Source organism: Mucilaginibacter aquariorum, assembly GCF_024498135.1.
Taxonomy (GTDB): Bacteria; Bacteroidota; Bacteroidia; order Sphingobacteriales; family Sphingobacteriaceae; genus Mucilaginibacter; species Mucilaginibacter aquariorum.
Genome location: NZ_JANHOH010000005.1, coordinates 213721 through 226333, shown reverse-complemented (window position 1 = coordinate 226333; position 12613 = coordinate 213721). Strand labels below are relative to the sequence as shown.

Annotated in this window: 10 protein-coding genes; 8 read left to right on the top strand and 2 right to left on the bottom strand. The window is 41.1% G+C overall.

All coding sequences use genetic code 11. The features are described from left to right. Window positions 1-243: 243 nt before the first annotated feature. Window positions 244-1029: a hypothetical protein gene (locus NPE20_RS18795; protein ID WP_256540239.1), complete on the top strand. Its 786-nt coding sequence runs from the start codon at window positions 244-246 to the stop codon at window positions 1027-1029. Window positions 1030-1106: 77 nt separating this feature from the next. Here NPE20_RS18795 and NPE20_RS18790 read toward each other — a convergent pair whose 3' ends face one another. Next, window positions 1107-1460, bottom strand: coding sequence for a HesB/IscA family protein (locus tag NPE20_RS18790; RefSeq protein WP_256540238.1), 354 nt, complete (start codon window positions 1458-1460; stop codon window positions 1107-1109). A gap of 91 nt (window positions 1461-1551) precedes the next feature. Here NPE20_RS18790 and NPE20_RS18785 point away from each other — a divergent pair, with 91 nt between their 5' ends. The 5 genes from NPE20_RS18785 (at window position 1552) to NPE20_RS18765 (ending at window position 7268) form a co-directional block, all read left to right on the top strand. Further along, the gene (locus NPE20_RS18785) at window positions 1552-2082 is read left to right on the top strand and encodes a DUF7935 family protein (RefSeq protein ID WP_256540237.1); all 531 of its coding nucleotides are present in this window, start codon (window positions 1552-1554) and stop codon (window positions 2080-2082) included. Between the two features lie 5 nt (window positions 2083-2087). Beyond that, window positions 2088-3635 carry an acyl-CoA mutase large subunit family protein gene (locus tag NPE20_RS18780; RefSeq protein ID WP_256540236.1) on the top strand — a complete coding sequence of 516 codons (1548 nt, stop codon included), beginning with the start codon at window positions 2088-2090 and terminating at the stop codon, window positions 3633-3635. Window positions 3636-3954: 319 nt separating this feature from the next. Continuing rightward, on the top strand, window positions 3955-5379 hold the full coding sequence (gene dnaA / locus NPE20_RS18775; protein WP_256540235.1) for a chromosomal replication initiator protein DnaA: 1425 nt from the start codon (window positions 3955-3957) through the stop codon (window positions 5377-5379). A gap of 351 nt (window positions 5380-5730) precedes the next feature. Next, on the top strand, window positions 5731-6186 hold the full coding sequence (locus NPE20_RS18770; RefSeq protein ID WP_256540234.1) for a nuclear transport factor 2 family protein: 456 nt from the start codon (window positions 5731-5733) through the stop codon (window positions 6184-6186). Between the two features lie 212 nt (window positions 6187-6398). Continuing rightward, entirely contained in the window at window positions 6399-7268 is an 870-nt protein-coding gene (locus tag NPE20_RS18765; RefSeq protein WP_256540233.1) for a DUF4349 domain-containing protein, read from the top strand. A gap of 235 nt (window positions 7269-7503) precedes the next feature. Here the strand turns inward: NPE20_RS18765 and ettA are convergent, their stop codons facing one another. Beyond that, a complete protein-coding gene (gene ettA / locus NPE20_RS18760) occupies window positions 7504-9186 on the bottom strand; it encodes an energy-dependent translational throttle protein EttA (protein WP_256540232.1) in 1683 nt (560 codons plus the stop codon). A 477-nt stretch (window positions 9187-9663) separates the two neighbouring features. Between ettA and NPE20_RS18755 the strand changes: the two genes are divergently transcribed. Next, window positions 9664-12195 carry an ATP-dependent Clp protease ATP-binding subunit gene (locus NPE20_RS18755; protein WP_256540231.1) on the top strand — a complete coding sequence of 844 codons (2532 nt, stop codon included), beginning with the start codon at window positions 9664-9666 and terminating at the stop codon, window positions 12193-12195. 137 nt (window positions 12196-12332) lie between these two features. Further along, window positions 12333-12602, top strand: a complete 270-nt coding sequence (locus NPE20_RS18750) for a hypothetical protein (RefSeq protein ID WP_256540230.1) — start codon at window positions 12333-12335, stop codon at window positions 12600-12602. Window positions 12603-12613 lie beyond the last annotated feature (11 nt).

Below are 12613 nucleotides of genomic sequence, written 5' to 3'. Positions count from 1 at the left end.
CTTGACGGTATGACTAAAACGCGTTACTATTTGTTACACCCGCTAAGTCAATTTATTTTATCATCGTATAAAAACATAGCTACTCCAATTCATATTAAATTTGCGGGTTATTTACATTATTCTTTTTATTTTTTATATTGCTTTATTGCAGGGCCTCCCCTAATTAAGTGCTTAATAGCTATTACAACAAGAGCAAAAGACTGCTCTACATCAATAATACTTCAGATATCTAATTCAAAAGGGATGAAAAGTTTTATATACGTTTTAATAGCAGTTGCCCTAATTGCCGCGGGATGTAAAAAAGGTAAGGTTAAGCCAGATGACAATAAGCCCCCGGTTGATGAAATTGCCGAACTAAACAAAAAAATTACCGGCAAATGGTTGTACCCCACCTTACAATCAAAAGTAGTTGATAACACAGGAACAGTTTTAGTACCCAATTTTTATATAGGCCATGCTTCGGCATTTGAATTTGATGGCAACAATACCTTCAAAGAGCACGCAAGTGTACAGATCACTAATACCAGCACCTATCTTATTCATAAAAAAAATGGATTAAACTATCTGGACTTCGGCCCCGGTAATAGTTTCAGGATACAAACCTTAAATGATACCACCCTTGAGCTAACCGATACTGTACCTGCCAACGGCATACCAAATGCTAAGCAAATATATTATTACAAGCATACTAAAATGAAAACGGCAGATACTGCTGCTAATTTTAGGGTATGGGTAAAGAGTGATTCTATTAATAGCATTTTCACTTACATTACCAATGCTGTACGCCCGGATGCCCCACTATCCATCCACAAGATAGTTGATTATAAATTTGGATTAGCGGGGCAAAGCCCCTTCTATTACGTGTATAACCATGCAATACTGCCTGGCGATAGGGTAACCTTATCGATGGATTGTTTACAACCAAAAACCTTCTGTTATATTTACTATAAGGGTGTTGTAATTTACGATTTCAGATTTACGCAAAATGGCTTGTGGAAAATAGTGAGCAATCCCATTCCACCTAATTGATCAGGATATAAAAATGCAAAAAAAAGCCCCTTGCATAAGGGGCCCTTTCAATATCTAAAAAGTGTTCTATCTAATTTTTATACCGAAAACGAGGTACCGCAACCGCAGGTACTTGCAGCATTAGGGTTGTTAAAAGTAAACCCGCGTGCATTCAGTCCGTCCTGGAAATCAATCTGCATACCGGCAAGATACAGGCCATGTGCTTTGTGCATATAGGTTTTAATACCGTCTATCAAAAATTCCTGGTCACCATCCTTCTTTTGGTCAAAGCCCAATACGTAGCTCATACCAGAACAACCGCCACCTTCAACGCCAATACGCAAACCAAAATCATCGCTCAGTTCTTGCTGGTCTTTTAATTTAAAAAGTTCTTTTACGGCACCGGGTGTAAATGTTACTGGTGCAGTTAGGGTATCAACAATCGCGCTCATCTTATTTTTAATTAACTATACAAATATAAGGTAAAATGCGGATTTTTGCAGCGACCGGTTTATTTATGACCTCTGCCTAACATTAGCAAAAATGATACTATATAATTATCTGCTCGATATTTTAAAATACACCGTTGCCGGCATTGGCATTATATATATAGCGTTTTATCTGTTTAAACCCTATCTGGATAAAGGCCAGAACTTACAGGCGCTCGAACTTAAAAAGGCTATCAGCGGCCAAACGTTGCCACTTCGTTTACAGGCGTATGAGCGTTTAATATTATTTATAGACAGAATAAACCCATCCAACCTGCTCATCCGTTTAAACGGTAACGGCTACTCGGCTGCCGAACTGCATAGTATTATAATAACTGAAGTACGCACCGAATATCAACACAATGTTACCCAGCAAATTTATGTAAGCAGCCAGGCCTGGGCCGTTGTAAAGCGTACAAAAGATGATACCATAAACCTGGTTAATAATGCTATAAAGGCTATGCCCGAAAATGCTACGGGCCTTGATTTTGGCAGGGTGCTGTTAACACATTTAAGTAAACTGGAAGAAGACCCGTACGATATAGCAACCAACCTGGTACGTAAAGATCTTGAACACATATTTTAAGCATTATGGCCGATAAAAAATTTAAAACCATTTCGGGCATCGAGCTTAAGGAGGTTTACACCGAACCATCCGGCATGAATGAACTGCCCGGGCGGTTCCCCTATACGCGCGGTATCCAAAAAGATATGTACCGGGGTAAACCCTGGACCATGCGCCAGTATGCAGGTTTTTCAACTGCCGAAGAATCAAACAAACGTTACCACTACTTATTAAGCCAGGGCACCATGGGTCTATCGGTAGCATTTGACCTGCCTACACAAATAGGGTATGACAGCGACCATGAGCTTGCCGAAGGCGAAGTTGGTAAAGTTGGTGTAGCTATAGATTCATTAAAGGATATTGAGATACTATTCGACGGCATCGAGCTAAAGAACATCACCACCTCTATGACCATTAACGCTACTGCGGCTATATTATTAGCAATGTACATCGCGTTAGCAAAAAAACAAGGGGCGGATCTTAAGCAGATCTCGGGCACTATACAAAACGACATATTAAAGGAGTACGCGGCAAGGGGTACCTATATTTATCCGCCCACGCCATCCATGCGCCTGATAACCGACATTTTTGAATATTGCAGCAAGGAAGTGCCCAAGTGGAACACTATATCTATATCCGGCTATCACATCCGCGAAGCAGGTTCAACCGCTGTGCAGGAACTGGCCTTTACTTTGGCCAATGGTAAAACTTATTTAAAAGCCGCATTAGAAAAAGGGTTGGATATAAACATATTTGCCAAACGCCTTTCCTTCTTTTTTAACTGCCATAATAACTTTTTTGAGGAGATAGCCAAGTTTCGTGCCGCGCGCCGTATGTGGGCACATATCACCAAAGAACTGGGCGCTACAGATGCGGGCGCTCAAAAACTGCGTTTCCACACCCAAACGGGGGGCTCTACACTAACGGCCCAGCAACCCATGAACAACATAGTGCGGGTAAGCATGCAGGCACTTGCCGCTGTGCTGGGCGGCACACAATCGCTTCATACAAATGGATACGACGAGGCCTTGTCGTTGCCTACCGAGGCCGCGGCCAAAATTGCCCTGCGTACCCAACAGATAATTGCGTTTGAAAGTGGCGTTACCGATACGGTTGACCCATTGGCAGGCTCCTATTTTATTGAGGCTTTAACTGATGAACTGGAAGCAGCCGCTCAAATATATATAGATAAGATAGATGCCATGGGCGGATCTGTTAAAGCTATTGAGCAGGATTATATACAACAGGAAATTGCCGCCGCTGCCTACCAGTATCAAAACGACATTGAAAGTGGCGACCAGGTACTGGTTGGCGTTAATAAGTTTACCCAACAGGAAGAAGTTGCCCAAAATGTTTTTAGGGTTGATGATGCTATCCGCAGGCAACAAATGGATAAACTTGTACGTTTAAAACAGGAACGGAATAATGTTGAAGTAAACCGGGCATTGCAAAATTTGGCAGATGCAGCAAGGGGAAAAGACAACCTTATGCCTTACATTTTAACAGCTGTTGAATGCTACGCAACACTGGGTGAAATTGCCGATACGCTGCGAAATATTTTTGGTGAACATTAACGATAATTTGTCGCTACAGTTAATAACTTAAAGGACTTTTCCGCCGAAAATTAATCCACAAAATTGATTAAAACAATGTTTGAACTTTTAAAAGCGCCATACAACAAAACTGGTGCATAAAAACACCGCCTGCATGCGAAATATAATGTTAATAACTTTAATATCCGCAATAAATAGGCCGTTTTTTTGTAAATATATTTATAAAAAAAGTTCAAATATTATTTTTTAATCCGCTTTTTTTTAGAATATTCGATGTTCCGTAGCGAGCTCAAAAACAGTGTTCGTGAAGGCTGGAAATCAAGATATTACTAATAACTATATGGAAAAAACTTGTACTAACGTTTGGAATTGCTGCCTTCAGATAATAAAAGACAACATACCTGCACAAAGCTTTAAAACTTGGTTTGAACCAATAAAAGCTTTGCGTATGGAGGGTAGCGTTTTAACGATACAGGTACCAAGTTTATTCTTTTATGAGTGGTTAGAAGAACACTATGTGGGCTTGTTGCGCAAAACAATAAAAAAACAATTAGGCGATGAAGGTCGTTTAGAGTATAACATTGTTGTAGAGCAGTCATCAAGCAAGCCATATACTACTAATATGCCCTCGAATGGAAATGGTGCTGAATCTAAAAATCAGTCTATGCCAATACCTATTTCGATAAATAAAGATATTAAAAACCCATTTGTAATACCGGGCCTTAAGAAGCTGAACGTAGATCCGCAGCTGAACCGCAATTACACCTTCGAAAACTTTGTTGAAGGCGATTGTAACCGTTTGGCGCGCTCTGCTGGTTATGCTGTTGCAGCAAAACCGGGCGGCACATCATTTAACCCCTTAATGATATATGGTGGTGTTGGTTTAGGTAAAACCCACTTAGCGCAAGCTATTGGTAACGAAATTAAACGCACCCTGCCAGATAAGCTGGTGTTGTATGTAAGCTGCGAAAAATTCACCCAACAATTTGTTGATGCCCTTAAGCATAATAACATAAATGATTTTGTGAATTTTTACCAGGCTATTGATGTGCTGATCATGGATGATGTACACAACTTTGCCGGTAAAGAAAAAACACAGGATTTCTTCTTCCATATTTTCAACCACCTGCATCAAAGCGGTAAACAATTAATTATCACATCAGATAAAGCGCCTAAAGACCTTGCGGGTTTAGAAGAACGTTTGCTATCACGTTTCAAGTGGGGCCTATCTGCCGATTTGCAGATCCCTGATCTGGAAACCCGTATGGCTATCCTAAAAAACAAGATCTATCAGGATGGTATCGAGCTATCAAACGATGTGGTGGAGTATGTGGCCCACAACATTGATAATAATGTACGTGAGCTGGAAGGCGCAATGGTATCATTACTGGCGCAATCAACCCTAAACCGTAAAGAGATTGACTTGAACCTGGCCAAGCAAATGCTGAAGAATTTTGTAAAAAATTCTGCCAAGGAAATTTCGATGGAATATATTCAAAGCCTTGTTTGCGAATACTTTGAAGTACCTATCGAGATGGTAAAATCTCAAACCCGCAAACGCGAAATTGTACAAGCCCGCCAGATCTCGATGTACCTGGCCAAAGCACATACCAAAAGCTCATTAAAATCAATAGGTAACTTCTTCGGCGGCCGCGACCACTCTACCGTTATCTACGCCTGCCAAACCGTTGAAGATTTGATTGATACCGATAAAAAATTCAAAGGCTATGTGGCCGATATCCAAAAGAAATTAAAAATGTCTTAATTGACATCTTAGATATATTTGAAAGCCCTGCAGTAAATGTGGGGCTTTTTTGGTACTAAAATTGTCGTTATGAGTGCTATAATTAGCATTTTTCTGCATATTAAATGTCATGAATAATTTGGTGACGATATTTTGTCAGTAGCTTAATTTTAAAACTCCTTATTATCAGCTATTTATGTGTTCACGATGGTGTTCACGGCCGTGAACGTGAACACTTCTCATGCCATTTACTAACAATTGCCATGAGTAGCGGTAGCGAAGGGCCTACTCGCCGATAGATGTTTCAAACGTTCAGTATGACATTTTTTTTGATTGTTTTTCGTTAAATTGCCTCAACAAATCAGCACAATTATGAAAAAATTATTCCTCGCAACTTTACTTATGGCTTTAGCCGCACCCGCCTTTTGCCAAACCGATAAAGACGATATCAAGAAAACCATCACCACTATGTTTGATGCCATGCGCAAAGGCGATAGTACCCTAATGAGGTCAACATTTGCAGATGGGATAGTTTTTCAGGGTATTAGCAGTAAAAAGGATGGCACTGTAGTGTTAAAGAACGAAAATCCCGATGCATTTATAAAAACAGTAGGTACGCCCCATAAAGAGATCTATGATGAACGCATTACCTGGGGCGATATTAAAATTGACGGCCCGCTGGCAAGTGCCTGGACGCCTTATAAATTTTACGTAGGTACAAAATTCAGCCATTGTGGTGTAGATTTTTACCAGCTTATGAAAACCAAAACAGGCTGGAAGATCATCTACATTGTTGACACCCGCCGCGCGGATAACTGCCCTGAGTAGGTAGTTTCCCACAAATCCCTTTTTACCACACAATGACGCGTTTGAGGATAAAAAGCCCGGTTGTTAACACATCCGGGCTTTCTTATATCTTGATTCTAACATCTTGGCTCTCGCCCTCTCCCCCTTTGTAACATTTTGATTATCAAAAATTAACCGGGTTACTATTGCTTTACAGTTGGTATCAATACTAAACCAATTAAATCAACTAAAGCATGAAAACAAAGATCTTTATCGCGATAGCAGGCATAGCCCTGTTCGCAGCTTGCAAAGGCAGAAATGGCCGTTACGAAATCGCCAACAATAGTAGCAGCGCAGATACAGTTGGGGTTAGCACAGCAAGCGACACAGTGGCAGATGCCAAACCCAAACTGGTAAAAACTGCCGACATAAGTTTCAAAGTTAAAAACGTGCAGCAAACCGGCGACTCTATTTCCCATATCACAGCAAAATTTAACGGCATGGTAGTACATCACCAAATGGGTTCATCAGTTGAGCGCAGCGAAGACATCAGATTAAGCAACGATTCTGTTATGCGGGTATCAGCATTTAACACCACCGCCGATATGACGGTGAAGATACCATCAGAAAAGCTGGAAAATTTCATGAACCACGTAAGCCACATGGGTATCTATGTTACCTCACGCAAAATGGATATTGAAGATAAATCGCTGGATTATCTTTCGGCGAAGCTTAAATTAAAAAATCGCCGCGAAATGGTTGCCCAGCAAAAAACGGGTAAAATTAAAATCAAAGATCCTGAAGCCGTACTTTGGTTAAAGGATGATATGATAGACGGACAAATCAACAACCAAAAAATTGACGAAGCAGTTAACTTTAGTGTGGTAAGCCTTAACTTTTACCAAAGCAATACCATTTATAAAGAACGAATAGCTAACGACGACCCATCGGCATATAAAATGCCTTTCTTTAACAGGTTGCTGATGGCACTGAGCAATGGCTGGTACTTATTTATTGAATTGATTATCGGTCTTGCCAACCTTTGGGTACTGATACTGGCGGGGATTGGTATATGGATGGCCTTTAAAGTTTATAAAAGGAAATATCCGGCGTTGAAGGTTTAATAAATTGTCATTTCGAACGAGGTACGAGGAGAACCGAACGAGGTGAGCTCATCAAAGCCTTAAAAACATAAACACTTGATAAATCTTGTTCGAATGACAGGTGGCTAACTTTACCAATTGAACAAGATTTCTCTCTGTCGTTCGAAATGACAAGATTAAACAAAGAAAAGCCCGGATATGTACACATACACATACGGGCTTTTCTTGTATCTTGATTCTTATCTCTTGACTCTATCTACACCGTCAGCTTTTTATATCTGATCCTCTTGGGTGTTACATCGCCAACACGTTTTTTATGGTTTTCTTCGTAATCACTATAGTTACCTTCAAAGAAGTAAACCTGCGAGTTACCTTCAAACGCCAGGATGTGGGTACAAACCCTATCCAGGAACCAGCGGTCGTGACTAATGATAACAGCGCAGCCACCAAAGTTTTCCAGGGCTTCCTCTAACGAACGTAAGGTGTTTACGTCGATATCATTGGTAGGCTCATCCAGCAGTAAAACATTCGAACCTTTTTTTAGGGTAATAGCCAGGTGGACACGGTTACGCTCACCACCCGATAGTACGCCAACTTTTTTCTGCTGATCGGCACCATTAAAGTTGAATTTGGATACGTAGGCACGCGAGTTTAGCGGGCGGTTACCCACCATAATGTTATCAAGGCCATCGGTAACGTTTTCCCAAACAGATTTGTTAGGGTCAAGATCATCGTGCAACTGGTCAACATAACCTAATGCAACAGTATCACCCACACGGAAGGTACCTGCATCTGGCTGATCCTGACCGGTTATCAGGCGGAACAGTGTGGTTTTACCTGCACCATTGGGGCCAATAATACCCACAATACCCGCAGGTGGTAACGAAAAGTTAAGGTTCTCGAACAATACTTTATCGCCGTAGGCTTTGGTAACATTATTAGCTTCTATAACGATATTACCCAAACGAGGGCCCGGCGGAATAAACAGCTCCAGCTTTTCTTCCCTTTCCTTTGTTTCTTCGGATGCTAATTTGTCATAGTTTGATAAACGCGCCTTTGATTTAGCATGGCGCCCCTTAGCCCCCATCCGCACCCATTCCAGCTCGCGCTCCAATGTCTTCTGGCGTTTGCTTTCGCTTTTTTCTTCCTGCGCTAAACGTTTTGATTTTTGATCCAGCCATGAAGAGTAATTTCCTTTCCACGGTAACCCTTCGCCACGGTCAAGTTCCAGGATCCAGCCGGCAACGTTATCAAGGAAATACCTATCGTGTGTTACGGCAATAACGGTCCCTTTATATTGTTTAAGGTGCTGTTCCAGCCAGTCTATTGATTCGGCATCCAGGTGGTTGGTAGGCTCATCCAGCAATAAAACATCGGGTTCCTGTAAAAGCAGGCGGCATAAAGCCACACGGCGGCGCTCACCACCCGATAGTACCGAGATTTTAGTATCCGGCTCGGGGCAACGCAGTGCATCCATAGCGCGCTCTAACTTTACGTCGAGCTCCCAGGCGTTAACCGCGTCTATTTTATCCTGCAATTCGCCCTGGCGCGCCATCAGCTTATCCATTTTATCGGCATCGCTATAATACTCTTCCAAGCCAAATTTTTCGTTTATCTCTTCGTATTCTTTTAAAAGCGCGGTGGTTTCGGCAACGCCTTCTTCTACGATCTCTTTAACTGTTTTATTAGGGTCAAGCTCGGGTTCCTGGCTAAGGTAGCCAACGGTGTAACCCGGCGAAAACACAACCTCGCCTATATTTGTCTTATCGATACCGGCAATAATTTTCAACAAGGAAGATTTACCCGAACCGTTTAAACCGATAACGCCAATTTTAGCGCCGTAAAAAAAGGACAGGTAAATATTCTTTAGTACTGTTTTTTGTGGTGGGTAAACTTTGCTTACCCCTGCCATTGAAAATATGATCTTCTCGTCTGCCATAGTATTTGTTTTTGGAGGAGACAAATATAGGATTGAAAACCAGATGGTGAATAAGTTTTCATCACAAATTCATCTTATAATTTGTATCTTTCAATGTAAATCGTTTGGTTTGCTATAGATGTATTTATATACGGCAAACCTTTCCACCCGGTATGCCGTATTGTCATAAACAATGACTATTTGCCTTGCTTGCAATAATAGATATATATAATTCGTATTTGGTTTAAACTATTTGGTGACCATTGTATCAAATAATAAAGTTTTTACCGTTTAAATATTAACAATCAGGCGTTTTGTATGTTTTAAACACATAATTCCACCTATTTGAATTTTATTTTGGCAGGCGATATATCATTAAATTGTCTGTTTCTTATAAAGCTAAAAAGTTGGCAATATTGTTGATAAATGTTCTAACAATCGTCTTGACAGATAAAAACAAATTTATAGATTAGGACGATCATAATCAGAAAGGTATATATGGAAGCTAAATTTTCGCCGCGGGTTAAGGATGTTATACAATATAGCAGGGAAGAGGCGTTACGCCTTGGGCATGATTATATTGGTACAGAGCACCTTTTACTTGGCCTGATCCGAGACGGTGATGGAGTGGCAATTAAATTATTAAAGGGGCTAACCGTTGATACCGCTAAACTACGCCGTGCTGTTGAGGATGCTGTAAAAGGAACAATTGGCACTAATGTACACATTGGCAGTATCCCGTTAACCAAACAAGCCGAAAAGGTTTTGAAGATAACTTACCTTGAAGCTAAGATTTTTAAAAGCGATGTGATAGGCACCGAGCACTTGCTGCTGTCTATTCTTCGTGACGAAGATAATATTGCTTCGCAGATACTGATGCAGTTTAATGTAAACTACGAAGTATTTAAAAGCGAGGTAGAATCGAACAAAAATGATGTTACCGACGAGATGCCGGGATCATCAACAGGTGGCGATGACGACTTTAAAGAGGAAGATTCTTTCACCCAGCCTAAAAAGGTTTCGGATATTAAATCAAAAACACCGGTACTTGACAATTTTGGCCGCGACCTTACAAAAGCTGCCGAAGAAGGAAAGCTTGACCCAATTGTAGGCCGCGAAAAAGAAATTGAACGTGTATCGCAAATATTATCGCGCCGTAAAAAAAACAACCCTATACTTATAGGTGAACCGGGCGTTGGTAAAAGTGCCATTGCCGAAGGTTTGGCATTGCGCATTGTTCAACGTAAAGTATCGCGTGTATTGTTCAACAAACGCGTGGTTACCCTTGATCTTGCTTCATTAGTGGCGGGTACAAAATACCGCGGGCAGTTTGAAGAACGGATGAAAGCCGTAATGAACGAGCTGGAAAAATCACCTGATGTTATTTTATTTATTGATGAGATCCATACTATAGTTGGTGCGGGTGGTGCTTCGGGATCGCTTGATGCATCAAACATGTTTAAGCCGGCCTTAGCGCGTGGCGAAATACAATGCATTGGCGCGACAACTTTAGATGAATATCGCCAGTATATAGAAAAAGATGGCGCTTTAGACCGTCGTTTTCAAAAGGTAATGGTTGAACCGGCTACGCCAGATGAAACCGTTGAGATACTGAACCGTATTAAAGAGAAATACGAAGAGCACCACGGTGTAACTTATACAGACGAGGCTATTAATGCTTGCGTTAGCTTAACTACCCGTTATATTACCGACAGGTTTTTACCAGACAAGGCTATTGATGCTTTGGACGAATCTGGCTCACGTGTGCACCTGACCAATATCCATGTTCCGCAGGAAATTTTGGATATCGAAGCCAAGATCGAGCAGATAAAGATCGAAAAGAACAAAGTGGTTCGCAGCCAAAAATATGAGGAAGCGGCTAAATTGCGCGATACCGAAAAACATTTGCTGGAAGAACTTGACCAGGCTAAATCTGTTTGGGAAGCCGAAACAAAATCAAAACGTTACACTGTAACTGAAGATAACGTTGCCGAAGTAGTAAGCATGATGACCGGTATACCGGTTCAACGTGTTGGCCAGGCAGATAGCGCTAAGCTATTGGCTATGTCTGATACTATTGCCAGCAAAATTATTGGCCAGGAAGAAGCTATTAAAAAGCTTACCCGTGCCATTCAGCGTACACGTGCCGGGTTAAAAGACCCTAAGAAGCCTATCGGCTCATTCATATTCCTGGGCCCTACAGGCGTAGGTAAAACCGAGTTAGCCAAAGAGCTTGCACGCTTTATGTTTGATACTGAAGACGCGCTGATACAAATTGATATGAGCGAGTACATGGAGAAATTCGCGGTATCCCGTTTAGTGGGTGCGCCTCCGGGTTATGTAGGTTATGAAGAAGGCGGACAGCTGACCGAGAAAGTACGCCGCAAACCATATGCTGTAGTATTGCTGGATGAGATCGAGAAAGCCCACCCGGATGTGTTTAACATATTACTGCAGGTATTGGATGAAGGCCAGTTAACCGACTCATTGGGACGTAAAGTTGATTTCAGGAACACCATTATCATCATGACATCTAACATTGGCGCACGCCAGTTGAAAGATTTTGGTCAGGGTGTAGGTTTCAGTACCAGCGCTAAAACAACACAGGCAGACGCGCACTCTCGTGGTGTGATAGAGAACGCTTTAAAACGCGCTTTTGCTCCTGAGTTTTTGAACCGTATTGATGATGTTATCGTATTTAACTCACTGGGTAAAGACGAGATCTTCAAAATCATTGATATCGAACTGGGCTTCCTGTTTGGCAGGGTTAACAGCCTTGGTTATAAAATTGAGCTTACTTTGGCTGCCAAAGAGTTTATTGCCGAAAAAGGTTACGACTCGCAGTTTGGTGCAAGGCCGCTTAAACGCGCCATCCAGAAATACCTGGAAGACCCAATTGCCGAAGAGATACTTAAAGGTGAACTTACTGAAGGCGATACCCTGATGGTAGACTACGACAAAGAAGCCAACGAAATAAAGGTTATCGACAAAAAGAAAGAAGCCAAACCTGAAGAAGAAGAACAAAAGTAAATTCTTATAAAGACTAATAGTTAAAGCCCGCTTGTTATGCAAGCGGGCTTTTTTTGTGTGGAAGCTATGGTAAAAAAATAAACAGAAATATATAAAGGTTATTTTTTATATTGGCATAACCTTATCTCAATCTTACCATGAAACTTTCCAATCTACAAAAACCTGTAGCTTTACTGTTATTAATTTTAACTTTCTTTATTGGCAATTCGTGTAAAAAGGTCTTAAACGACCCTTCAGCCAAGGAAGAAATTAATAGAAACTTAAATCTAAAACAATACGCCGGCGAACCCAAGGCCAGCAAAATAACATTTCAACAATTCCTTGAAGAAACCAAAGGAATAAATACTACGATACTTCAAAAACTTTCTCAAAAGAATATTAATAGCAGCAGGCAAATTTGTTTTTAGCGAACCAGATA

Bases quoted from the DNA above. Each gene is read 5' to 3' on its own strand.
- NPE20_RS18770 (WP_256540234.1), top strand. From the start codon at position 5,731: ATGAAAAAATTATTCCTCGCAACTTTACTTATGGCTTTAGCCGCACCC.
- NPE20_RS18755 (WP_256540231.1), top strand. From the start codon at position 9,664: ATGGAAGCTAAATTTTCGCCGCGGGTTAAGGATGTTATACAATATAGC.
- ettA (WP_256540232.1), bottom strand. From the start codon at position 9,186: ATGGCAGACGAGAAGATCATATTTTCAATGGCAGGGGTAAGCAAAGTT.
- NPE20_RS18780 (WP_256540236.1), top strand. From the start codon at position 2,088: ATGGCCGATAAAAAATTTAAAACCATTTCGGGCATCGAGCTTAAGGAG.
- dnaA (WP_256540235.1), top strand. From the start codon at position 3,955: ATGGAAAAAACTTGTACTAACGTTTGGAATTGCTGCCTTCAGATAATA.
- NPE20_RS18750 (WP_256540230.1), top strand. From the start codon at position 12,333: ATGAAACTTTCCAATCTACAAAAACCTGTAGCTTTACTGTTATTAATT.
- NPE20_RS18795 (WP_256540239.1), top strand. From the start codon at position 244: ATGAAAAGTTTTATATACGTTTTAATAGCAGTTGCCCTAATTGCCGCG.
- NPE20_RS18790 (WP_256540238.1), bottom strand. From the start codon at position 1,460: ATGAGCGCGATTGTTGATACCCTAACTGCACCAGTAACATTTACACCC.
- NPE20_RS18785 (WP_256540237.1), top strand. From the start codon at position 1,552: ATGATACTATATAATTATCTGCTCGATATTTTAAAATACACCGTTGCC.
- NPE20_RS18765 (WP_256540233.1), top strand. From the start codon at position 6,399: ATGAAAACAAAGATCTTTATCGCGATAGCAGGCATAGCCCTGTTCGCA.